Source organism: Pseudogulbenkiania ferrooxidans 2002 (genome assembly GCF_000174355.1).
GTDB lineage: Bacteria > Pseudomonadota > Gammaproteobacteria > Burkholderiales > Chromobacteriaceae > Pseudogulbenkiania > Pseudogulbenkiania ferrooxidans.
On the sequence record NZ_ACIS01000006.1, the window covers coordinates 28,219 to 50,059 of the forward strand.

Annotated in this window: 21 protein-coding genes; 9 read left to right on the forward strand and 12 right to left on the reverse strand. The window is 64.4% G+C overall.

The features are described from left to right. Positions 1 to 6: 6 nt before the first annotated feature. From FURADRAFT_RS11235 to FURADRAFT_RS11245, 3 genes are all read right to left on the reverse strand, one after another. On the reverse strand, positions 7 to 1,413 hold the full coding sequence (locus tag FURADRAFT_RS11235) for an MATE family efflux transporter (RefSeq protein ID WP_008954273.1): 1,407 nt from the start codon (positions 1,411 to 1,413) through the stop codon (positions 7 to 9). A gap of 77 nt (positions 1,414 to 1,490) precedes the next feature. Beyond that, entirely contained in the window at positions 1,491 to 1,793 is a 303-nt protein-coding gene (locus FURADRAFT_RS11240) for a hypothetical protein (RefSeq protein ID WP_008954274.1), read from the reverse strand. 279 nt (positions 1,794 to 2,072) lie between these two features. Continuing rightward, on the reverse strand, positions 2,073 to 2,798 hold the full coding sequence (locus FURADRAFT_RS11245; RefSeq protein ID WP_236261578.1) for a 3'-5' exonuclease: 726 nt from the start codon (positions 2,796 to 2,798) through the stop codon (positions 2,073 to 2,075). 202 nt (positions 2,799 to 3,000) lie between these two features. Here FURADRAFT_RS11245 and pcnB point away from each other — a divergent pair, with 202 nt between their 5' ends. The 7 genes from pcnB (at position 3,001) to FURADRAFT_RS11280 (ending at position 8,383) form a co-directional block, all read left to right on the forward strand. Then, a complete protein-coding gene (gene pcnB / locus FURADRAFT_RS11250; protein ID WP_008954276.1) occupies positions 3,001 to 4,368 on the forward strand; it encodes a polynucleotide adenylyltransferase PcnB in 1,368 nt (455 codons plus the stop codon). Beyond that, entirely contained in the window at positions 4,365 to 4,847 is a 483-nt protein-coding gene (folK, locus tag FURADRAFT_RS11255; protein ID WP_008954277.1) for a 2-amino-4-hydroxy-6-hydroxymethyldihydropteridine diphosphokinase, read from the forward strand. The genes pcnB and folK overlap by 4 nt, the downstream gene beginning before the upstream one ends. 15 nt (positions 4,848 to 4,862) lie before the next feature. Then, the gene (locus tag FURADRAFT_RS11260; protein WP_008954278.1) at positions 4,863 to 5,498 is read left to right on the forward strand and encodes a deoxynucleoside kinase; all 636 of its coding nucleotides are present in this window, start codon (positions 4,863 to 4,865) and stop codon (positions 5,496 to 5,498) included. 79 nt (positions 5,499 to 5,577) lie between these two features. Then, positions 5,578 to 6,369 (forward strand): 3-methyl-2-oxobutanoate hydroxymethyltransferase, encoded by a 792-nt coding sequence (panB, locus tag FURADRAFT_RS11265; protein WP_008954279.1) that lies wholly within the window; start codon positions 5,578 to 5,580, stop codon positions 6,367 to 6,369. 185 nt (positions 6,370 to 6,554) lie between these two features. Continuing rightward, positions 6,555 to 7,388 carry a pantoate--beta-alanine ligase gene (gene panC, locus FURADRAFT_RS11270; protein WP_008954280.1) on the forward strand — a complete coding sequence of 278 codons (834 nt, stop codon included), beginning with the start codon at positions 6,555 to 6,557 and terminating at the stop codon, positions 7,386 to 7,388. Between the two features lie 32 nt (positions 7,389 to 7,420). Then, positions 7,421 to 7,801 (forward strand): aspartate 1-decarboxylase, encoded by a 381-nt coding sequence (gene panD, locus FURADRAFT_RS11275; protein ID WP_008954281.1) that lies wholly within the window; start codon positions 7,421 to 7,423, stop codon positions 7,799 to 7,801. Between the two features lie 171 nt (positions 7,802 to 7,972). After that, the gene (locus FURADRAFT_RS11280) at positions 7,973 to 8,383 is read left to right on the forward strand and encodes a GFA family protein (RefSeq protein ID WP_008954282.1); all 411 of its coding nucleotides are present in this window, start codon (positions 7,973 to 7,975) and stop codon (positions 8,381 to 8,383) included. Between the two features lie 70 nt (positions 8,384 to 8,453). On the opposite strand, the gene rraA is transcribed toward FURADRAFT_RS11280, so the two are convergent. The 5 genes from rraA to FURADRAFT_RS11305 form a co-directional block, all read right to left on the reverse strand. Next, complete coding sequence (rraA, locus tag FURADRAFT_RS11285; protein ID WP_008954283.1) at positions 8,454 to 8,933, reverse strand: ribonuclease E activity regulator RraA; 480 nt, start codon at positions 8,931 to 8,933, stop codon at positions 8,454 to 8,456. A 123-nt stretch (positions 8,934 to 9,056) separates the two neighbouring features. Next, positions 9,057 to 10,583: a DegQ family serine endoprotease gene (locus FURADRAFT_RS11290; protein ID WP_008954284.1), complete on the reverse strand. Its 1,527-nt coding sequence runs from the start codon at positions 10,581 to 10,583 to the stop codon at positions 9,057 to 9,059. A gap of 55 nt (positions 10,584 to 10,638) precedes the next feature. Further along, entirely contained in the window at positions 10,639 to 11,271 is a 633-nt protein-coding gene (gene nth, locus FURADRAFT_RS11295) for an endonuclease III (RefSeq protein WP_008954285.1), read from the reverse strand. Next, the gene (gene rsxB, locus FURADRAFT_RS11300) at positions 11,268 to 11,966 is read right to left on the reverse strand and encodes an electron transport complex subunit RsxB (protein ID WP_008954286.1); all 699 of its coding nucleotides are present in this window, start codon (positions 11,964 to 11,966) and stop codon (positions 11,268 to 11,270) included. Before rsxB ends, nth begins: the two co-directional genes overlap by 4 nt. Before the next feature lie 101 nt (positions 11,967 to 12,067). Next, entirely contained in the window at positions 12,068 to 14,152 is a 2,085-nt protein-coding gene (locus FURADRAFT_RS11305; RefSeq protein ID WP_008954287.1) for a TonB-dependent siderophore receptor, read from the reverse strand. A 150-nt stretch (positions 14,153 to 14,302) separates the two neighbouring features. On the opposite strand from FURADRAFT_RS11305, the gene FURADRAFT_RS11310 reads away from it, so the two are divergent. Next, positions 14,303 to 15,391, forward strand: a complete 1,089-nt coding sequence (locus FURADRAFT_RS11310; protein ID WP_008954288.1) for a PepSY-associated TM helix domain-containing protein — start codon at positions 14,303 to 14,305, stop codon at positions 15,389 to 15,391. 221 nt (positions 15,392 to 15,612) lie between these two features. On the opposite strand, the gene ctlX is transcribed toward FURADRAFT_RS11310, so the two are convergent. Beyond that, on the reverse strand, positions 15,613 to 16,533 hold the full coding sequence (gene ctlX, locus FURADRAFT_RS11315; protein ID WP_008954289.1) for a citrulline utilization hydrolase CtlX: 921 nt from the start codon (positions 16,531 to 16,533) through the stop codon (positions 15,613 to 15,615). Between the two features lie 200 nt (positions 16,534 to 16,733). Here ctlX and FURADRAFT_RS11320 point away from each other — a divergent pair, with 200 nt between their 5' ends. Then, positions 16,734 to 17,156, forward strand: coding sequence for an Lrp/AsnC family transcriptional regulator (locus FURADRAFT_RS11320; RefSeq protein ID WP_008954290.1), 423 nt, complete (start codon positions 16,734 to 16,736; stop codon positions 17,154 to 17,156). Between the two features lie 292 nt (positions 17,157 to 17,448). Here FURADRAFT_RS11320 and acs read toward each other — a convergent pair whose 3' ends face one another. The 3 genes from acs to FURADRAFT_RS11335 form a co-directional block, all read right to left on the reverse strand. Continuing rightward, entirely contained in the window at positions 17,449 to 19,416 is a 1,968-nt protein-coding gene (acs, locus tag FURADRAFT_RS11325; protein WP_008954291.1) for an acetate--CoA ligase, read from the reverse strand. A gap of 64 nt (positions 19,417 to 19,480) precedes the next feature. Then, entirely contained in the window at positions 19,481 to 21,160 is a 1,680-nt protein-coding gene (locus FURADRAFT_RS11330) for a cation acetate symporter (protein WP_008954292.1), read from the reverse strand. Beyond that, positions 21,157 to 21,468 (reverse strand): DUF485 domain-containing protein, encoded by a 312-nt coding sequence (locus FURADRAFT_RS11335; RefSeq protein ID WP_008954293.1) that lies wholly within the window; start codon positions 21,466 to 21,468, stop codon positions 21,157 to 21,159. The genes FURADRAFT_RS11330 and FURADRAFT_RS11335 overlap by 4 nt, the downstream gene beginning before the upstream one ends. Between the last annotated feature and the right edge of the window lie 373 nt (positions 21,469 to 21,841).

Consider the following 21,841-nt stretch of genomic DNA (forward strand, 5'->3'; position numbering starts at 1 on the left):
GGCGGTTCAGCTTTCGGTGTGTTGACGGACCAGGCGGCGGCGACTTTCGCGCGACAGGTAGCCTACCAGCAAAAACGCCGCCACGCTCAGGCTGAATACCAGCGCCGCCCAGAAGCCCTCGATGCCCATGGGCAGGGTGAGAAAGGGCAGCGGCCAGTCGGTCAGCCCCAGTACCATGCCGAGACTCAAACCCAACCCCCAGAACGACACCACGTGGATGATCATCGGCGCCGTGGTGATCTTGTAGCCGCGCAAGGCGCCGGAGGAAATGCACTGGGTGGCGTCGGTCAATTGGAATACCGCGGCGAAGACCAGTAGCCCGGCGCCGATGCGGATCACCTCGGGGTCGGTGGTGTAGAGGCGGATGATGTCTTCACGCAACGTCAGCATCAATAGCATGGTCAGCCCGGCCAATACCAGTCCGGTGAGTAGCCCGGTGCCGGCGGTGAAGCGCGCTTGGCGGTAATCACCGGCGCCGACCGCCTGGCCCACCCGCACCGACATCGCGGTGGAGATGCTCTGCGGCATCATATAGATGATGCTGCTGACGCTCAGCACCGCCTGGTGGCTCGCCACCACCGTGGTGCCGAGCTTGGCCACCAGGAAGGCGATGAACGAGAACAGACTGACCTCGAAGAAGAACGACAGCCCGATCGGCAGCCCCAGCTTCAGCATGGCGCGGTAGCGCGCCCAGTCCGGCCAGCTCCAGCGGCGGGTGAAGGCGTAGGGGCGGAAATGGCGGTGGAGGGCGACGTAGCCCAACAGCGCCAGGAAGTTGAACCATAGCGCGGCGGCGGTGGCCCAGCCACAGCCGGCGCCGCCCATCGCGGGCAGGCCGTACAGGCCGTGGATCAGGGCGTAGTTGAGCGGGATGTTGAGCAGCAGCGCCACCACGCCGACCAGCATGATCGGCTTGGGCCGGCTGAGGCCGGAGGCGAAGGCGTGCAGTGCGCGCTGCATCAGGGCGGCGGGCAGCCCCAGCGCCACGCCGTCGAGAAACAGCATCACCTTGTCCTCGACGTCGTTCGACAGCGTCAGGCTGTCGCGCAGCCAGGGTTGGCCGAAGATCATCAGCGCGCTGCCGATCAGGCCCAGGAACAGGCAGAACCACATGCCCTGGCGCACCGTCTCGCCGATGGGCTCGCGCTCGCCGGCGCCGAACTGGTGCGCGATCAGCGGGTTGAGCGCGGTGGCGATGCCGACCAGCGTCACGTACACCGTGATGAAGACGCTGGAGCCCAGGGACACCGCGGCCAGGTCGTTGGTGCTGACGCGGCCGGACATCACGGTATCGACGAAGCCCATGGCGACGTGGGCGATCTGGGCCACCATGATGGGTAGCGCCAGGGCGAGAATCTGTCGGGCTTCCGCGACGATTTTGGTGCGCGGTTCCCGACTCAGTCCGAATAGCATGGCGGGGCCGGAGGGATGAAAACCGGTCAGTATACGGTCATCCCGCCGGGGCGTCGTTACAGCGTTGAGACACCGAGTTACGCGAAACGGGCCGGCGGATGACAGCGCAGGTCGCAGCTGATGACGAGGGCGCTGCCGAAACGGGCGTTGATCGCCAGGGCGTCGGGCAGGGTGACGTCGGCCAGTTCCAGTAGGTGCTCCCGCCTGCGCAAGGGGTAGCCGTGCTGGCGGGCGAATTGCGAAAGCTGCTCGAGGGTGGCCAGGTGATCGCTGTGGGCGGCGCTGGCCACCAGGGTGCCCTTGAGCGTGGATTGGATCGGGGCGGTGTGGCCGGCGTCGTAGGCGAAGTCGCGGCAGCTGTCGTTTTGGCAGTCGTACATGGCGTATTCCTTCAGGTTGGGCGCTGTGGCGTGCCCGGAACCCTTGCCAGGCGACGCTTTAGCAGGATTTTTGAGCGCCCTGCAAGTTGTCATTAACTCGGCGCTAATACGGTATGGCGGATTGCTACGGCGGGCGGGGAGGGGCGGCAGGCAAGAAAAAACCCGCTTGCCAGAGGCCAAAGCGGGTTTTGTCGCACGCTTTAGCTGGAATTTATCGGCGCCCCGCAAGCTGTATCAAATCGGCGCATGCAAAAAGACTACCCGGCGTTCGGGCGGGTGTCAACCCTGGGTCGATGACCATGCGGCGAGGAAGTCGCGCCAGTGCGGCGCGGCCTGTCGTCCGACCCAGCCGCGTGCCTGCGCCACGCTGTCATGGTAGTCGGCGGTGCCGAGCGTGCCCTGTACCAGGCGGTCGCGCAGGAATAGCAGGTAGGTGGCCATGGCTTCGATATCGCAGCGCGCCCGGATCTCGCCGAGACGGCCCGCCCGGTAGGCCTCCCACGGCGTGCCGCCCGCCACCACCGGCAGCGCGGGAAAGCCGCACAGCCTGGCCATGTCGTCGAGCGGGACCGTGGCGTAGGGCAACGGCGCGAGGCCGCTTTGTGTCGTATCCTCGGCGGACCAGTGCGGCGGCAGGGTGAGGCCGTTGATCAGGGCGCGGTAGCGCAGCAGCGGCAGGGCGAACGCCGCGCCGCTCCAGCTGGTGACGCAAGGCGCATGCTGCGCCACCTGGTCGAACAGGGCCTGCAGCAGCGCGGCCTCGTCGGTGTTGGCGTCGCCGCCGGTGTGGCAGGCGATCTCGTCGCCCAGTCGCAAGGTCCAGGAGATGGCAACGATGCGCTGCAGGTGAAGCGGCATGCCATCCTCGCCGCTGCGGGCGCGCTGGCGTTGCAGGGCGAATTCGGCGACGTCACTGTCGGCGATGTCGGCGGCAAAACCGTACAGGGTGCGGATGCCGGCCACGTCCGGAATGGTGGCGAGGGCGAAAGCGAGAATAGGGGTCACGGTGGGGCCGGCCTGCAGCAATGGAAACGGCTGAATTCTAGGTGGGCGGCGCGGTCAGGGCAATCGCCGGCTGGGGCGGCCTTGCCGGGGGCGGTCCGCCGTCATAGTGCGCGGTGTGTTTTCCCCGTCGTTTCAGGCTATAATCGGCGCCTTGAATGCGACGCTTTTCGGCGTAATTCCATACTCTCTCACCATTTCCCCGATGATCCGCAAGCTAATTCGACGAGTACTCGAGCTGCCCGCAGGCGTAGTAGGCAAGCGTCGCGTCAAACCGCGCGTTATTCCTCTTTCCCAACACGGAGTGCGGCGCGACCGGCTCAGCCATGCCGCGCTGAAAGTGACCTCCCGTCTGCAGGAAGCCGGTTTTACCGCGTACGTGGTAGGGGGCGCCGTGCGCGATCTCTTGCTGGACGTCAACCCCAAGGACTTCGACGTGGCCACCAGCGCCACGCCGGAACAAGTGCACCATCTGTTCCGCCGCTCGCGCATCATCGGCCGTCGTTTCAAGATCGTGCACGTGATGGTCGGGCCGGAGACGATCGAGGTCACCACCTTCCGTGGCGGCAGCATCGACGATACCAACGAGACCGGCCGCATCATGGCCGACAACTCCTATGGCAGCCAGGAAGAAGACGCCCACCGCCGCGACTTTACCGTCAATGCGCTGTTCTACGATCCGTCCGACGAGTCCATCGTCGACTATCACCACGGGGTGAAGGATCTGCAGGCACGCAAGCTGGTGATGATCGGCCAGCCGGCGCGCCGCTACCAGGAAGACCCGGTACGCATGCTGCGCGCCGTGCGTCTGGCGGCGAAGCTGAATTTCGAGATCGACGAGAATACCCGCAAGCCGATCCGTGCCCACGCTCACCTCTTGAAGAAGGAGCCACCGGCACGCCTGTTCGACGAAATGCTCAAGCTCCTGATGTCGGGGCAGGCCTACTCCTGTCTGTGCAAGCTGCGCGAGGAGGGGCTGTCGCGTGGGGTGTTCCCGCTGCTCGACGCGGTGCTCGACGAAGAAGGCAAGGACGAGTTCCTGAGGCTGGGCCTGCAAAGCACCGATGTGCGCATCCGCGAGGACAAGCCGGTGTCGGTCGGCTTCCTGCTGGCGACGCTGCTGTGGCGCCAGGTGTCGCAGCAGTGGACGGCGCGGCTCAAGGAAGGTGAACGGCCGGTGCAGGCGTTGTTCGACGCCATCGCCGAGGTCGAGTCGCTGCAGGACAACGAATTTGCCATTCCGCGCCGTTTCAGCGCCACCATGCGCGAAATCTGGCTGCAGCAGCCGCGTTTCGACAGCCGTAGCGGCCAGCGCCCGTTCCGCTTCCTGGAACAGCCGCGCTTCCGCGCCGCTTTCGATTTCCTCTCGTTGCGCGCCCAGGCGGGCGAGGTGCCGATGAGCCTGGTGCAGTGGTGGGACGATTTCCAGCACGCCGATCACGACGAACGCCAGGAACTGATCGCCAACGTGCGCGAAGAGGGCTCGTCCAGTGGCGCCCCGGCCAAGAAGCGCAAGCGCCGCCGTTCCAGCCAGCGTCGCCGCGAGGGCGGCGAGCAGGGCGTCGAATCGTGAGCCGGGCGTACATCGCGCTGGGCAGCAACCTGGAGCAGCCGCAGCAACAGGTCCGCGCCGCCTTCGCGGCGCTGAGCACCATCCCCGGAGTGCGTCTGCGGCGCGCCTCCTCGCTGTATCGGACCGCCCCGGTTGGCTATCTGGACCAGCCCGACTTCATCAACGCGGTCGCCGAGCTGGAAACCGACCTTTCCCCGCTGGCCTTGCTGGACGCCCTGATGGCGCTCGAAGAGCACTTCGGGCGGGTGCGCTCGTTCCGCAACGCTCCGCGCGTACTCGACCTCGACCTGCTGATGATGGAGGATGTCGAGCTGGAGTCCGAGCGTCTGACCTTGCCGCACCCGCGCATGCACGAGCGCACTTTCGTGCTGGCACCGCTGGCCGAGTTGCAGCCCGATCTCGCCGTGGGCCGGCATGGCCGCGCGGACCGGCTGCTGGCCGGGCTGGATGCATCGGGCGTGGAGCGGCTGGAAGGCTAATCAGTAGGGGGGGGTATGAGCCAATTGCGTTATGTGGTGGTGGAAGGGCCGATCGGGGCCGGCAAGTCGGCGCTGGCGCGCCGCCTCGCGGACTACTGGGGGGTGTCGTTGTTGGCCGAAGAGCCCGCCGCCAACCCCTTCCTCGGACGTTTCTACCGCAATCCGCAGCAGCATGGCCTGGCCACCCAGTTGTCGTTCCTGCTGCAGCGCGCCGATCTGGCCGCCGAGATGCAGGATGGCCCGCTGCGTACTGCGCCGCTGGTGTCCGATTTCCTGTTCGAGAAAGACGCGCTGTTTGCCCGCGTCAACCTCGACGAGCCGGAGCACGCCCTCTACCAGCGCCTGACCGACCGGCTGCTGCCGGCGTTCCCGGTTCCCGACCTGGTAATCTACCTGCAGGCGTCGGAAGACGTGCTGCTGTCTCGCGTGGCCAGCCGCGCCAAGGAAACCGAGTCGGCCTTCCCGGAGGGCTACCTCAAGCGCGTGCATGCCGCCTACAGCGAATTTTTCCACGGCTACGACGCCGCCCCGCTGCTGATCGTCAATACCGATCACCTCAACCTGGTTGATGGCAGCGACGATTTCGAGCTATTGTTGCGCTGCATCAGCGAGATGCGCGGTCAGCGCAGCTATTTCAACAAGAGCGTCTGATCGTCTGAAACAGCCGGGCGTGGCGGCCACGAGCAGTCGGCGTCGGCGGCTGTTTTCCCAAGCCACGAGGAAGAAGACAGTGAAAATCAACGTCAATACCCTGTTCAAAATGGCCGCCGAAGGCCAGAAGATCACCATGCTCACCTGCTACGACACGAGCTTCGCCACGCTGCTGGACGATGCCGGGGTCGAAATCCTGCTGGTGGGGGACTCGCTGGGGATGGTGATCCAGGGGGAGGACTCGACGCTGCCGGTGACCATGGAGCAGATGGAGTACCACACCCGCTGCGTGGCGCGCGGCGCGAAAAATGCTCTGGTCTTGTCCGACATGCCGTTCGGCAGCTATCAGGAAAGCCCGCAGCAGGCCTTTGCCAACGCGGCGCGCCTGATGCAGGCCGGCGCTCACATGGTCAAGGTCGAGGGCGGCGCGTTCATGGCGGAAACCACCCGTTTCCTGGTCGAGCGCGGCATCCCGGTATGTTCCCATATCGGCCTGACGCCGCAGTTCGTCAACAGCTTCGGCGGCTACCGGGTGCAGGGCAAGAGCGAGAACGATGCCGAGCGCATCCTGCACGATGCGTCTGCCCTGGCCGACGCAGGTGCCAGCCTGGTGCTGATGGAGTGCGTGCCGGCCGCCCTGGCCAAGCGGGTGAGCGACGGCATCGCGGTGCCGACCATCGGCATTGGCGCCGGGGTCGACGTTTCCGGGCAGGTCCTGGTGCTGCATGATATCCTCGGTGTCTACCCTGGGCGGAAAGCCCGTTTCGTCAAGAATTTCATGGCCGGCGCGGACAGCATCCAGGCGGCGGTGGCGGGCTACGTCACGGCGGTCAAGGCGCGTTCGTTCCCGGCGGAAGAGCATTGCTTCTGAGGCGTACCAGCCTGTTCAGGGTCTGTCGCGAGCGGCCCTCAGCGGGGTGAAGAGCAGCACAGAAACCGGAATGTACAGGGGTACATGAGGATTTCTGATCGCTGAGCGAAAGATTCGCACGCAGTGCGCATGAGCCCCGATCAGGGCCGTGCAGCAAGACTATGGGTAGGTTCTAAGGAAGGAAGATGGAAGTCATTCGTAATATCGCCGAGCTGCGAGCCTGGCGTCGCCAGGCCGGCAAGGTGGCGTTCGTGCCCACCATGGGCAATCTGCACGAGGGCCACCTGGCTCTGGTGAAAGAGGCGCGCCAGCGCGCCGACAAGGTGGTGGTGAGCATTTTCGTCAACCGTCTGCAGTTCGGCCAGGGCGAGGACTTCGACGCCTACCCGCGTACTTTCGATGCCGACAGTGCCAAGTTGCGCGATGCCGGTGTCGACGTGCTGTTCTTCCCGATCGAGCAGGAGTTGTACCCGCGCATCCGCCAGGACTTCAACGTCGAGCCGCCGCATATCCAAAACGAGCTGTGCGGCGCCTTCCGTCCCGGCCACTTCCGCGGCGTGGCCACGGTGGTGACCAAGCTGTTCAACATCGTGCAGCCCGATCTGGCCTGTTTCGGCAAGAAGGATTACCAGCAGCTGCACGTGATCAAGGCCATGGTGGACGATCTCAACCAGCCGGTCGAGGTCGTGCCGGTCGATACCGGCCGTGCCGAAGATGGCCTGGCGCTGTCGTCGCGCAACGGCTACCTGAGCGCCGAGGAGCGTGCCGAGGCGCCGCGCCTGTACCGTCACCTGGCGGCGATTCGTGACCGTCTGCTGGCCGGGGAACAGGATTACGCCAGCCTGGAGGCGGCGGCACGCCAGGATCTGGAAGCACATGGCTGGCGTGTCGACTACGTCGAAGTGCGTCAGGCCGACACCCTGGAGATCGCCCACGCCGGCGAGAAGCGCCTGGTGGTGCTGGCCGCGGCGCGTCTGGGCAAGACCCGCCTGATCGATAATGTGGAAGTGCTGCGCTGAGCGCGGCGTCATTGCTAGCAAGGAACGGAATTATGCAGCGCAGCATGCTGAAATCGAAACTCCACCGCGTGACCACGACCCACGCCGAATTGCACTACATCGGTTCGTGTGCCATCGACGAGAACCTGCTCGAGGCGGCGGATATCCGCGAGTACGAAGAAGTGCAGATCTGGAACGTGACCAATGGCGAGCGTTTCGCTACCTACGCCATCAAGGCCGAGCGGGGGTCGGGGGTGATTTCGGTCAACGGTTCCGCCGCGCGCCGCGCCGCGCCGGGCGACCTGCTGATCATCGCCTCGTTCGCGGTCTACGAGGACGCCGAGCTGAAGGATCATGCACCGAAACTGGTGTTTGTCGACGGCAGCAATCACATTACCGAACTGGCGGGGTCGACCCCGGTCCAGCCGGCCTGAGGATCCTTCGGGACAAGACAAAGCGGACTTCGGTCCGCTTTTTTTATGGGTAAAGCGAAATGGGACAATTTGAAATTCGCCGTCCGGGTGCCATAGTGACAGAGTGGAGTATTGCCGGCTGCGCTCGGGACGGCCTGCCCTGACGCGCGATGCCGAAACGGGAGGGCCTGCATGGCGCATTTGAGAGGCAGTTGCTTGTGTGGAGCCATTTACTACTGCGTGTACGGGGAGCCGAGTTTTGTCACGCATTGCCACTGCTCGGCGTGCCGCAAGGCAAGCGGAGCACTGTTCGTGACCTGGTTCACGGTGCGTGAGTGCGAGGTGGAGTGGCACGGCGAACCGCTGATGCACTATCACTCCTCGTGCCCGGTGGAGCGCGGTTTCTGTCCCCATTGCGGCACGACGCTGACCTATCGGCACGAGGCCGATCCGGACAGCATCGATATTACCCTGGCCTCGCTGGATCAGCCGGAACGCGTTATGCCGGAACACCATACCTGGTGGCAGGAGCATGTGCCGTGGGTCGAGCCGGAGGTGTGGGCCGGGCTGCCGCATTATACCCGGGCCAAGGCGGGCAATTGATGGCGTCAAAACGCTTCGGCCAACCTGCAAAGGTTGGCCGAAGCGTTTGGGGGCAGGGCGTGGGGCCGGGTCAGAGCAGGGCCCGATCGGCCACGATCACGCCGTCTTCATCGGCGTAGAGCCAGTCGCCGGGGCTCAGGCTGACGCCGCCGAAGGTGACGGCGAGGCCGCGCTGGCCTTCGCCGCGCTTCACCGATTTGCGCGGGTGGGTATCCAGCGCCCGGACACCCAGGGGCAGGGCGTTGAGTGCCACCGAATCGCGGATGCAGCCATACACCACGATGCCGGCCCAGCCGTTCTTCACGGCCAGTTCGCCGATCTGGTCGCCAACCAGGGCGCAGCGGCGGGAGCCGCCGCCATCCACGACCAGCACCCGGCCGTTGCCCGGCTCGCTCAGCACCTCGCGCACCAGGGTATTGTCCTCGAACACCTTGAGTGTCTCGATCTGGCCCTGGAAACGTGGGCAGGCGCCAAAACGCTGGAACATCGGCTCGAGCACGCGCACATCGTTTTCGTGTTCGTCGCACAGGTCGGTCGTCAGAAAAGTCATGCTTTCTCCTTGTGGTGTGTTGTGTTGATGGGGCGCCTGCTACCGTGCCCCAGGTTCGGCGAGTAACCGTCTGGCTGGGACTGACGGGGCAAAAAAAACCGCCCCGGAGGGCGGCTTGGTCGATCAGTCGAGGCGCAGCGGCACGAACAGCGTGTTGTCCTGTCGCCGCACCAGAAGGGCAATGCTGCCGCCAGCGTTGGCCAGGGCGCGTTCGAATCCCTTCACATCGAGCACCTGGCTCTGGTTCAGGCCGATGATGATATCGCCGTGCTGCAGGCCGGCGCGTGCCGCCGGCCCCTGGGCTTTCTGGATCAAGAGGCCGCCAGGCAGGCCCAGTTCGGTTTTCTGGGCGGCGGTCAGTTCGGTCAGCGTCAGACCCAGCTTGTTGAACTGGAAGCTTTGCGGAGCCGGTTCTTCCTGCTGGGGCTGCGGCGCGTTGGCCGCTTCGTTGGCGAGTTCACCCAGCACCACCGGGACGTCCTTTTCCGCTCCCTTGCGCCAGACGCCGAGCTTGATCTTGGCGCCCGGCTGCAGGCCGCCGACCAGGATCGGCAGATCCTTGGAGCTTTCCACCAGCTTGCCGTTCATGTGCAGGATGATGTCGCCGACCTGCAACCCGGCCTTGGCGGCCGGACCGTTGGGTTCCACCCGTACCACCAGCGCACCGTTGGGTTGTTTTAGGCCGAAGGACTGCGCCAGTTCCTGGCTGACTTCCTGAATGTGCACGCCGAGCTGGCCCCGGCTGACCTTGCCCTTGGTCTTGATCTGCTCGGCCACGTTGATGGCGATGTCGATCGGGATGGCGAAGGAGATGCCCATGAAGCCGCCGGAGCGGCTGTAGATCTGCGAGTTGATGCCGACGACCTCGCCACGCAGGTTGAACAGCGGCCCGCCGGAGTTGCCCGGATTGATCGCCACGTCGGTCTGGATGAAGGGCACGTAGTTTTCGTCGGGCAGGCTGCGTCCCTTGGCGGAGACGATGCCGGCGGTGACGGTGTTGTCGAAACCGAACGGTGCGCCGATGGCGGCGACCCACTCCCCAACCTTGAGCTTGGCCGGATCGCCGATCTTGGCCACCGGCAGGCCGGCCGCCTCGACCTTGAGCACGGCGACGTCGGTGCGCTTGTCGAGCCCGACCAGCTTGGCTTTCAGTTCGCGTTTGTCGGTCATCACGACCTTGATCTGCGAGCCGCCCGCGACGACGTGGGCGTTGGTCAGGATGTAGCCGTCATCGCTGATGATGAAGCCAGAGCCGAACGACACGCTCTCGCTCGGGGTCTGATCCTGCTGCGGCGGCTGGTTCGGCATGAAGCGACGGAAGAAGTCGTAGAGCGGGTCGTCTTCGGGGATCGGGAAGGGCAGCTCGTTCTGGGCCGCGGCCGCTTCGAGCTTGTTGGCCTGAATGTTTACCACGGCTGGCCCGTCGCGCTCGACCAGCTGGGTGAAGTCGGGCAGCAGCATGGCCACCCGCCCGTCGGACTGGGCAGGAATCGCTACGTTGGGGTTATCGCCTTTGAACAGGCGTTCGATCTTGTCGCAGCCAGCAAGCAGCGTCACTGCCAGGGCGGCGCTGACAATGGTGCGGAAATACGGAGTCACGGAACATCCTTTCTGGTAGTGACAGAGCGGAACTCGGGCCGGAGCGGTCATTTTTCAAGTCCAGATTGCATGACGGAGGCCGCTTGAGTTCACTCTCCCGCTTTCATCATACCGTTTTTGCAGGGTATTCACAGAGATCGACGATAGGACAGCGTTCGCATTCAGGCCGGCGGGCCTTGCAGGTATAGCGGCCGTGCAGGATCAGCCAGTGGTGGGCATCGACCAGGTATTCGGCCGGAATGACCTTCATCAGCTTGTCTTCCACCGCGCGCACGTCCTTGCCGGGGGCCAGGCGGGTGCGGTTGGCGACGCGGAAGATATGGGTGTCCACCGCCATGGTGGCGTGGCCGAAGGCGGTGTTGAGCACCACGTTGGCGGTCTTGCGGCCGACGCCGGGCAGCGCCTCCAGCTCTTCGCGGGTTTGCGGCACTTCGCCGCCGTGCTTTTCCAGCAGCAGGCGGCAGGTGGCGATGACGTTCTTGGCCTTGGTGCGGTAGAGGCCGATGGTCTTGATGTACTCGGAGAGCCCTTCTTCGCCCAGCGAGAGCAGGGCCGCCGGGGTGTTGGCGACCGGGAACAGCAGGCGTGTGGCCTTGTTGACGCCGACGTCGGTGGCTTGCGCCGACAGTACCACGGCGATCAGCAGCTCGAACGGTGTGCGGTATTCGAGTTCGGTGCGCGGCGCGGGGTTGAGTTCTTTGAGACGGCGGAAGATCTCACGGCGTTTGGCGGCGTTCACTGCGAGTCCTTGTCGGCATCTTCCTTGGCGGCGCGCAGGGCGGCGGCGCGTTCCATCGCCTTGCGGATCAGTTCGTTCTTGTCGACGGCGGAAGTTTGTGGTGCCGGGCGGGTCTCATCGGCAGCAGCCGGGGGCGGAACCGGAGTGCTCACCGCGGCGCGCTCGGCCAGGCGCTGCGCTTTTTCGGCCTGATCGCGCGCCTTGCGTGCCTGGTGGTGTTCGTAACGCTTGCGCGCCTGCTGGGCTCGCGCCATGACGTGTTCGCGCTTGCCATCGTCCGGGTCGTCCACCGGCACCAGATCGATGCAGTCCACCGGACAGGGGGCCACGCACAATTCGCAGCCAGTGCATTCGGCCGCGATCACGGTGTGCATCAGCTTGGCCGCGCCGACGATGGCGTCCACCGGACAGGCCTGGATGCACAGGGTACAGCCGATGCAGCTGTCTTCCTGGATCACGGCGAGCGCGCGCGGCTTGGGCTGCGGGCCGTCGGCAGCGAACGGGATGACGGGCTGTTCCAGCAGTTCTGCCAGCGCCCGGATGCCGTCCGCGCCGCCCGGCGGGCAACGGTTGATCGGGTCGCGTCCTTCCGCCAGTGCCTCGGCATAGGGCCGGCAACCGGCGTGGCCGCACTGGCCACACTGGGTCTGGGGCAGGAGGGCGTCGATCCGCTCGACGAGAGTGATCACGGGCATGCTGTCGGAGTCCACATCAAAACCGTTTATTATCCGTCCTCCAGGCGGCAGCTTCAATGCCTGCGCTGTGATGGTCGGCGCGCGGCTCACCCTCCCGCCGGTCAGAACGACAGCTTGGTCTGCAGCACCACCTCGCGCGGTTCGCCGACGTTGACTTGCAGGTTGCTGCCGCTGGTCGAGGTGTAATAGGTCTTGTCGAACAGGTTCTTGACGTTGAGCTGCACGTCGAGCCTGTTGCCACCCAGGCGGGTCTGCCAGGCGACGAAGGCGTCGGCCACGGTGTAGGCGTCGAGCGCGAAGCTGTTGAGTGCGTCGCCCTGGCGCTTGCCGACGTAGCGTGTGCCGCCGCCGACACGCCAGCGGTCGCCGTTGCCGGCCGGTGTGAAGTCGTAGGCGAGGAAGGCCGAGGCGGTGTGGCGGGCGACGTTGAACAGTTGCTTGCCGACGTAGGCGGCCTGGTCGTCCAGCACCTCGGCGTCGGTGTAGGCGTAGCTGCCGATGGCGCTCAACTGGCGCGTGAGCTTGCCGCTGACGTCGAGTTCGACGCCCTGCGAGCGTACCTTGCCGACCGCGCGCGAGACGTCGTTCTCGGTTACCAGCACATTGCGCTTGACGATGTGATAGAGCGCGGCGGTGGCCGAGACGCACTCGGTCTCCAGCTTGACCCCGCCTTCGTGCACCACGCCACGTTCCGGCTCAAAGGGCCCGCCTTCGCTCACCGAGCTGTTCGGTTTGAACGACTCGCTGTAGTTGGCGTACAGCGACACGGCCGTCGTCACACGATAGACCACGCTGGCCTGCGGCAGGGCCACGTTGCCGCTCGCTTCGCCAGTGATGGTGAACGGTCGGCCGGCGCCATCGCTCTGGCGGTAGTGCTGGTAGCGCAGGCCGCCGACGGCGATCCACTGCTCGTTCAGATGCAGTGAATCCTTCACCAGCACGGCCTCGGTCTCGACCTTGCTGCGCACGTCGCTCTTGCTGGCGCTGACCGTGCTCGGGTAGGCGAGCTGGCCATAGTCCGGGTCGAACACGTTGAAGCCGCCGACGGCGCTGCCGCGCAGCGCGTCGCCCTTGCTCTGGCGGTTTTGCTCCAGGTCCACGCCGAACAGCAGTTCGTGGCGCATCCCCAGCCAGTTCACGTCGCCCAACAGGTTGGCCGAAGCCAGCAGATTGGTGTCGTCGAAGGCGCGGTTGCCGTCGGCGCTGCGCCGCAGGATGCCGGGGCTGGCGTTATAGGAGACCGGGCGCGCCTGGTTGTCGCTGTAGCGGTGGTTGTTCCAGCCGGCGTTGAAACGTGCGCGCCAGCTGTCGTCGAGATCGTGCTCGATTTCGGCGGTCACGCTCTGCGCCGTGCCTTGCGCCACGTTCCACGCTTCGTCGAGGCGGCGTTCGCGCGGGATGGCGATGGGCTGGCCGTTGCTGAACACGGTGCCGCGGTCGTAGGGCACCGAATAATCCAGGTATTCGTAAGCGACGCGGGCGCGGGTGCTGCCGTCGCGCCAGGCCAGCGACGGGGCGATCAGCTTGCGCCGGGTGGTGCCGAAGTTGCGCCAGTAGTCGGTTTCCTCCAACTCGCCGATCAGGCGGTAGGCCAAGACGCTGTCGCCGATCGGCCCGGTCAGATCGAGGCTGCCGCTGCCGCCACCGAAGCTGCTGCTGGTCAGCGTCACGCTGCCGGCCTGCTGGTACTGCGGTTTCTTGGTGATGACGTTGATGATGCCGCCCGGTTCCTGGATGCCGTACAGCAGCGAGGCCGGGCCTTTGAGGACCTCGACCTGCTCGGTGGTGGCGCTGAAGTTGCGCGGCAGGGTGGAGCGCACGCCGTCGCGCAGGATGGAGCCGTCGGCACGGCTGCCGAAACCGCGCCGGATGAAGCTGTCCCAGGTGTTGGCTAGGGTGTTGGTCTGGGCCACGCCGCTGACGTTGGCGAGCGCTTCGTCGAGCGAGGTGACCTGCTGGTCTTGCAGCACCTGGTGAGGCACCACGTTAAGTGCCTGCGGGGTCTCGATCAGCGGCGCCGGGCTGCGCGTGGCGCTGCTGCTGATGCGAGGTTGATAGTCGTTGCCGGCGGGGGGGGCGGCGCTGACTTCGACCACGGCAAGTTCGGTGGTGTCGTTCTGGCTGGCGTAGGCGGGGGCGGCAAGGACGAGGCTCAGTGCCAGGAGCGAGGTATCGGTTTTCTTCATTGTTGCGGGGGCTCGGGGCGGAAACGGTCGGCAGGACTTGGCCGAGAATGGTGTGGTTCGGCTAGTTAATGATAAAGATTCTCATTATAATTGTCGTTTTGCCTCACGCCAATAGGCCCGGCCTGGCGCCGGGGCCGACAAGGACACACCATGAAACGAGGAATCATCCTGCTGCACCGCTACCTGGGGCTCGCCTGTGCGCTGGGCGCGCTGATACTGGGCCTGAGCGGTGGCCTGCTGGTGTTCAAGAAAGAGCTGTCGACGCTCAGCGGTGAGCGGCCGGTGGCGGTGAACGGGCCGTTCGTCGGCTACCAGGCGCTGTACCAGGCTGCGGAATCGCGCCATCCAGGTGGCAGCGTCAACCTGCGCTTCGGCGAAACGTTGGCCGAACCAGTGCTGGTGCGCATCCGTGGCGCCGGCGAGGAGCGCTTGCTGTGGCTCGACCCGGTGACGGCCGAGGTGGTGAGCGATAGTGCTCCCGGCGAGGGGCTGTTCAGCTGGCTGCGGGAACTGCACGAAATGCTGCTGATGGACGACGCCGGCGAAACGCTGGTCGGCATCATCGGCATCGGCCTGCTGCTGATGGTGATCAGCGGTCTGATCTACTGGTGGCCCAAGGACTGGAAGCGGGCGTGGCGCGTGCGCACCGACAAGGGGGTGCGCATTCTGGTGGCCGATCTGCACCGCGTCGCCGGTACGGCCTTGTCGGTGGTGCTCTTGATCAGCGCGCTGACCGGCGTGCTGCTGGTGTTCTCCAAGCCCATCAACGGCTGGATCAACGCGCTCTACGGTGCCAAGCCGGCCAGGAGCGCCAAGGTCGTGCCGGGCGAAGCACGGCTGCCGCTCGACCTGCTGGTGGCCAAGGGCAACGCGGCGCTGCCCGGCGGCCGGCTGGTGGACGTGCGTGTCGATGCCAAGGCCGACAAGCCGGTGGTGCTGCGCAAGCGCCTGCCGGGTGAGATTCAGCCCAACGGGCGCAGCATGGTCGAGGTCGACCCGTACCGCGGCGAGGTGTTGACGGTGCGTCCGGTCGACCAGGCCGAGCCGGGGATCCGCCTGACTACCTGGGTGTTCGCCTTTCACGTCGGCTCGGTCGGTGGCCTGCCGCACCGCGTGTTGATGCTGGTGACCGGCCTGGGGTTGGCCCTGCTGGGCGGCTCGGGCGTGTACCAGTGGAGCGCACGCGAGTGGAAGCAGAGGCGGGCTATGCCGAATCGCCTGGCGCCGCGCGCGGGGTGAGCGTGGCGTGATGCCCGCGCGCTCTCGGTGGGCTTCCCGTTCAGCCTTGGGGGCGGAGTGAAGAGGGCGCTTCACCTCATGCTCCCGCCGACGCTTCCGCTGGGGCCGCGACGTCCTGCTTCGAGATTTCCCTTCGGAAACGGCGGCAGGCGCTCGCTCCTGACGCTTGGAATACCGTCTCGGGGTGGTCCTGCGCCCCGAGCTAGCCCTGATGTGAAATATCAGCGGGCGCGGCGAGGCAGGAAAATCTCCGCGACCATGCAGCGCGCGCCGCCGCCGCCCAGCCGCTCGATGGTGTCGATCGGGGCGAGAGCGACCCTGGCGTAAGACGAAATGGCGGTTTGTTGCTCTGGCGTCAGCGAGGACCAGGCCTGGCGCGACAGGGCGAACACCGGTTCGCCGTTGCGGGAGGAGAGTTCGATCATGTTGCCGGCGAAGTGCTCTAGCTGATCGTAGGAAATATCGATGATCTCTTTGCCGCTGTCGGTCAGGGCCTGTATCAGGGCGTCTCGTTCGTTCCAATCCCGGATCGATTCCAGGCATACGACGGCGAGCGTCTTGCCCACGCACATCATCACGTTGGTGTGGTAGATCGGCTTGCCGTGACGGTCGACCGAGTGAAACCAGAACGACTGGTAACCGATGGTTTCCGAAACCGCCTTCATTACGTTCTCGCTGCTGCGCGACGAGAAGCAGACGTAGGTCATTTTCTGGTCGTGGTCGAAAATCATGGTGCCGGTGCCTTCGTGGTACTGCCCGACCCTCTCGAAGCCGCTCAGATCGATGACTTCCTCGACGGCGAATACATGCTTGATCTTTTCCAGGACCTTGTTGTTGCGCTCCAGGCGACGGTTGGGCGCTTCCATCGGGTAGAGCAGCACCTTGCCGTCGGCGTGCAGGCTGATCCAGTTGTTGGGGAAGATCGAATCGGGCGTGTGCGGCTCCACCGTGTCGTCGATGACCAGCACGTCGACGCCGCAGCGGCGCAACTCACCCACGTAGGCATCGAATTCGGCGAGCGCGTTTTGCTGCGCTTCCTGGTGGTCGATGTCCGATTTCTGAAAGGCGTTCGAGGGCGACGTTTGCGGATTGGACAGGAATCGCGCCGGGCGGATCATCAGAATCGTGCTGGTGGTTTGCATGCTGCTTAATCGTCCTTGCTGGAGGGGGGAGTAAGGGGCCATTTTTATGGTCTCGGGTCGACATCGTTGGCGGCTCACGAGCAATGTCGATCTCGGTTTTGCCGCTATTGTGGACCGCTGCCTTGTTGGCAAAAAGTTGGCAAACTTCGCAAATTCTCACTATATTTTGCAAATTGATATATTGAATTGGCGTTTTGACAATGAATGACACGGATCGACAGTTGCTGGCCTTGCTGAGGGACGATGCGCGCATGTCGGTGACGACGCTGGCGGAAAAGCTGAGGGTGTCGCGGGCGACGGTGCAGAGCCGGATCAACAAGCTGGAGGAGACGGGGGTGATCGTGGGTTACACCGTCCGGCTCAAGCCGGAGGCGGAAACCCATCGTATCAGGGCGTGGATGGGCATTGCCGTCGAGGGCAACAAGGCGCCGTCGGTGCTGCAGGCACTGCGCGGCGATCCCAACGTGCAGACCCTGCATTCGACCAACGGGCGTTGGGACATCGTGACCGAACTGCGCGCCGATACCCTGGAGCAGTTCGACCGCGTGCTCGGGCGCATCAGGCTGATTCCCGGCATCGCGTCGACCGAGACCAGCATCCTGCTGTCGACGCACAAGGTGTAGCGTTGCCGTGCGCCAAGGTCGCCGCAACGAGGGCGGATTTCCCCTGTTTGGGCGGCTGACAGTGGCCGAAGAGGGCGCCCGCGTTCGTCGGGCCCGGTGACGCTATGCCGTTGGCCGGGAGGCCAACGGTGAATGACCCGCGCGCGGCCAGGCCGGCACAGGGGTTGGCCGAAGCTCACGCCTGACGTTTAGGGGAAAGGGGGGCGAGCGGGGTGCGCAAAAAAAAGCCCGGCGGGTGCCGGGCAAAGTCCTGTTTCACACAGACAGATACATCAGGAACAGGTAGTTGGTATCAAGACACGGTTTCCTTCAGCTGGCCGAGGATCTGCGGGTTCTCCAGCGTGGAGACGTCCTGCACGATTTCTTCGCCCCGCGCCAGCGAGCGCAGCAGGCGGCGCATTATCTTGCCGGAGCGGGTCTTGGGCAGGTTCTCGCCGAAGCGGATATCGTCCGGCTGGGCGATCTTGCCGATTTCGTGGGCCACCCAGCTCTTCAGTTCGGCGGCGACCTTCTTGGCTTCGTCGCCTTCCGGGCGGGCGCCCTTCAGGACCACGAAGGCCACCACGGCTTCGCCTTTCACCTCGTGCGGCTTGCCGACCACGGCGGCTTCGGCCACCAGCGGGTTGGCAACCAGCGCCGATTCGATTTCCATGGTGCCCAGACGGTGGCCGGAGACGTTCAGCACGTCGTCGATACGGCCCATGATCCAGAAGTAGCCGTTCTCGTCACGGTTGGCGGAGTCGCCGGCGAGGTAGTACTGGCCGTTGAACTCTTCCGGGAAGTAGGTCTTCTTGAAGCGCTCCGGGTCGTTCCAGATGGTGCGCACCAGGCTCGGGAACGGCTTCTTGATGACGAGGAAGCCACCGCGGCCCGGTTCTACCTGGGCGCCGGATTCGTCGACGATGTCAGCCATGATGCCCGGCAGCGGCAGGGTGCACGAGCCCGGCTTGGTCGGTACGGCGCCCGGGGTCGGGGCGATCATCACCGAACCGGTTTCGGTCTGCCACCAGGTATCGACGATCGGGCAGCGGCTGCCGCCGACCACTTCGTAGTACCACATCCAGGCTTCCGGGTTGATCGGCTCGCCCACGGTGCCCAACAGGCGCAGGCTGGAGAGGTCGTGCTGTTTCGGCAGATCGGCACCCAGCTTGATCAGCGAGCGGATGGCGGTCGGCGCGGTGTAGAAAGTGGTGACCTTGTGCTTCTCGATCATGCTCCAGAAGCGGCTGGCATCCGGGTAGGTCGGCACGCCTTCGAACACGACCTGGGTGGCGCCGTTGGCGAGCGGGCCGTAGCAGATGTAGGAGTGGCCGGTGATCCAGCCCACGTCGGCGGTGCACCAGAATACGTCGTTGGGTTTGTAGTCGAACACCCAGCGGAAGCTGTTGGCCGCGCCCAGCAGGTAGCCGGCGGTGCTGTGCTGGATGCCTTTCGGCTTGCCGGTGGAGCCGGAGGTGTAGAGGATGAAGAGCGGGTCTTCCGCGTTCATCCATTCCGGTTCGCAGGCCTCGGATTGGCCTTCGACCAGCTTGTGCCACCAGACGTCGCGGCCTTCGGTCCAGTTGGCGCCGCCGTTGGTGCGCTGGTAGACGATGACGTTCTTGACGCTGGAGGTGCCTTCCATGGCCAGCGCTTCGTCGACGGTGGCCTTGAGCGGAACGGTCTTGCCGCCGCGCAGGCCTTCGTTGGCGGTGATGACGGCCTTGGCGCCGGCATCTTCGATACGGTCCTTCACGGCGCCGGCGGAGAAGCCGCCGAACACCACGGAGTGGATGGCGCCGATGCGGGCGCAGGCCTGCATGGCGACGATGGCTTCGATCACCATCGGCATGTAGATCACCACGCGGTCGCCCTTCTCGATGCCGAGGCTCTTCAGGCCGTTGGCAAACTGGCAGACGCGGCGGTGCAGTTCGGCGTAGGTGACGCGGGTGACTTCGCCGTCATCCGCTTCGAAAATCAGCGCGATCTTGTTGGCATTGAGCGGCAGATGGCGGTCGAGGCAGTTGTAGGAAACGTTCAGCACGCCGTCGTCGAACCATTTGAAGAACGGGGCGTTGCTGTCGTCGAGCACGCGTGAGAACGGCTTCTTCCAGGTGATCTGTTCGCGAGCCAAGTCCCCCCAGAACGACAGGTAATGATCGTCAGCCTGCTCGCACAGCGCGTTGTAGGCTTCCATGCCGGAAATGCCGGCCTTGCGACGGAAGTCGTCGGAGGGCGGGAAGCTGCGGGTTTCTTTCAGGATCGATTCGAGGGTGGACATTGTGTTCTCCTTGTAGCGTGCCGGATGCCGCACCCTGGCGGGTGCGGCGGGCATGAGTTGCAGATTAATGCTTGGACGCACCGGTGGCGCCGATGCCGGTCATGGCACGGACGTACTGGGCGTCGAACTTGGCTTTTTCTTCGCTGGCCTGCTTCGAGTTATCCAGCACCGAGAACAGCCAGGTGAAGGCGAAGGCCAGGGGCATCGAGAAGATGGCCGGGTTCTTGTACGGGAAGATGGCGGCTTCGTGCTTCATCACGTCGACCCACACTGCCGGGCCCAACACGATCAGCAGCACCGCCGAGATCAGACCGATAAAGCCGCCGATCACCGCGCCGCGGGTGGTCAGACCCTTCCAGAACATCGACAGGAACAGGATCGGGAAGTTGGCCGAAGCGGCGATCGAGAACGCCAGGCCGACCATGAAGGCGATGTTCTGCTTCTCGAACAAGAGGCCCAGCACGATGGCGACCACGCCCAGGACCACGGTGGTGATCTTGGAGACGCGGATTTCGTCGGCTTCGTTGGCCTTGCCCTTCTTGATCACCGAGGCGTACAGGTCGTGCGATACCGCCGAGGCACCGGACAGGGCCAGGCCGGCTACCACTGCCAGAATGGTGGCGAAGGCGACCGCCGAGATGAAGCCCAGGAACAGGTCACCGCCCACGGCGTTGGCCAGGTGGATGGCTGCCATGTTGGAGCCGCCCACCAGCTGGGTCACTTCCTTGCCGTTCTTCACGATGGTTTCCATGAAGTGCGGCTGGTTGAGTACCAGCATGATGGCGCCAAAACCGATGATGAAGGTCAGGATGTAGAAGTAGCCGATGAAACCGGTGGCGAAGAACACCGACTTGCGGGCTTCCTTGGCGTCGGACACGGTGAAGAAGCGCATCAGGATGTGCGGCAGGCCAGCGGTACCGAACATCAGGGCGAGACCCAGCGAGATCGAGTCGATCGGGTCGGCCTTACCCGGAGACATGATGGCGATGCCCTTGGCGTGGATTGCCGTGGCTTTCTGGAACAGTGCTTCAGGGCTGAAACCGACCGAGGACATCACCATGAACGCCATGAAGGTGGCGCCGCACAGCAGGATGACGGCCTTGATGATCTGCACCCAGGTGGTGGCCAACATGCCGCCGAAGGTCACGTACAGCACCATCAGCACGCCGACCAGTACTACGGCGGACGAGTAGCTCATGCCGAACAGCAGCTGGATCAGCTTACCGGCACCGACCATCTGCGCGATCAGGTACAGCGCCACCACGACCAGCGTGCCGGTGGCGGCGAAGGTACGTACCGGCATCTGCTGCAGGCGATAGGAGGCGACGTCGGCGAAGGTGAACTTGCCGAGGTTGCGCAGGCGTTCGGCGACCAGGAACAGGATCACCGGCCAGCCCACCAGGAAGCCGATGGAGTAGATCAGGCCATCGAAGCCCTTGTCGAACACCATGGCGGAAATACCGAGGAAGGAGGCGGCGGACATGTAGTCGCCGGCGATCGCCAGGCCGTTCTGGAAGCCGCTGATGCCGCCGCCGGCGGTGTAGAAATCGCTGGCGGAGCGGGTGCGGCGAGCAGCCCAGTAGGTGATCCCCATGGTGAACGCAACGAACAGGAAGAACATGATGATGGCGTGCCAGTTGGTCGCCTGCTTCTGTACGTCGCCTTCGATGGCGCCACTGGCAAACGCTAGTGCCGGCGCCAGCGCGAGGCCGGCCAAGGCCAGGGTGGTCAGGGGTTTTTTCATTGTTTTGCCTCCTCAACGATTTCCTGGTTCAGTTGGTCGAATTCGGTGTTGGCCTTGCGCACGTAGACGCCGGTCAGAACAAATGCCGACAGAATGATCAGTACGCCGATCGGAATGCCCACGGTGGTCACGCTGCCCTCACTGAGCGGCGTACCGAGCACTTTCGGGGCAAACGCCAGCAACAGTATGAATCCGTAGTAGATCACCAGCATGACTGCGCTCAGCGTCCAACCCAGGCTCGTCTTCTTGTGAACGAGCTCTAAAAATTTGGGGTTGGATTGCACGCGCTTCAGAACATCTTCGTTCATTGCATCCTCCTTTGTGATGGCGATCCGTCGACCGCTGTTGCAACCTTACGAGGAGCGCTGGAGAGCGGCTAATCGCTTTTTCTGATCAGGAAAATTTGTTGAGTGGATGTTGCGACGCAAAAATTAAATAAAAACAAATACTTAACCTTGAGCAAATGCTTGGTTTGCCTCGTGGGAGGGGCGTGATCGTTTTTTTTGATGGGGGAAATTAGCCGGAACGGTGTGGCGTAAAAAAGGCCATGGAAAACAAGGGGCTGGGAATGGTTGTCATAGCTTTAAGCCATTTTGCAATCGGGGTTATCCTGGTGTTGCGCCGATGCGCACGGGGGCTTGTCTCGTCTTTCCGATGGATCAACAATAGGTTCCCCGCCGG

Coding starts and splice junctions, on each gene's coding strand:
- panC (WP_008954280.1), top strand. CDS start 6,555: ATGGAAGTCATTCGTAATATCGCCGAGCTGCGAGCCTGGCGTCGCCAG.
- rraA (WP_008954283.1), bottom strand. CDS start 8,933: ATGACTTTTCTGACGACCGACCTGTGCGACGAACACGAAAACGATGTG.
- acs (WP_008954291.1), bottom strand. CDS start 19,416: ATGTCCACCCTCGAATCGATCCTGAAAGAAACCCGCAGCTTCCCGCCC.
- FURADRAFT_RS11260 (WP_008954278.1), top strand. CDS start 4,863: ATGAGCCAATTGCGTTATGTGGTGGTGGAAGGGCCGATCGGGGCCGGC.
- FURADRAFT_RS11330 (WP_008954292.1), bottom strand. CDS start 21,160: ATGAAAAAACCCCTGACCACCCTGGCCTTGGCCGGCCTCGCGCTGGCG.
- FURADRAFT_RS11240 (WP_008954274.1), bottom strand. CDS start 1,793: ATGTACGACTGCCAAAACGACAGCTGCCGCGACTTCGCCTACGACGCC.
- FURADRAFT_RS11290 (WP_008954284.1), bottom strand. CDS start 10,583: ATGACCGCTCCGGCCCGAGTTCCGCTCTGTCACTACCAGAAAGGATGT.
- FURADRAFT_RS11335 (WP_008954293.1), bottom strand. CDS start 21,468: ATGAACGAAGATGTTCTGAAGCGCGTGCAATCCAACCCCAAATTTTTA.
- FURADRAFT_RS11310 (WP_008954288.1), top strand. CDS start 14,303: ATGAAACGAGGAATCATCCTGCTGCACCGCTACCTGGGGCTCGCCTGT.
- FURADRAFT_RS11280 (WP_008954282.1), top strand. CDS start 7,973: ATGGCGCATTTGAGAGGCAGTTGCTTGTGTGGAGCCATTTACTACTGC.
- panD (WP_008954281.1), top strand. CDS start 7,421: ATGCAGCGCAGCATGCTGAAATCGAAACTCCACCGCGTGACCACGACC.
- pcnB (WP_008954276.1), top strand. CDS start 3,001: ATGATCCGCAAGCTAATTCGACGAGTACTCGAGCTGCCCGCAGGCGTA.
- FURADRAFT_RS11320 (WP_008954290.1), top strand. CDS start 16,734: ATGAATGACACGGATCGACAGTTGCTGGCCTTGCTGAGGGACGATGCG.
- rsxB (WP_008954286.1), bottom strand. CDS start 11,966: ATGCCCGTGATCACTCTCGTCGAGCGGATCGACGCCCTCCTGCCCCAG.
- FURADRAFT_RS11235 (WP_008954273.1), bottom strand. CDS start 1,413: ATGCTATTCGGACTGAGTCGGGAACCGCGCACCAAAATCGTCGCGGAA.
- FURADRAFT_RS11305 (WP_008954287.1), bottom strand. CDS start 14,152: ATGAAGAAAACCGATACCTCGCTCCTGGCACTGAGCCTCGTCCTTGCC.
- ctlX (WP_008954289.1), bottom strand. CDS start 16,533: ATGCAAACCACCAGCACGATTCTGATGATCCGCCCGGCGCGATTCCTG.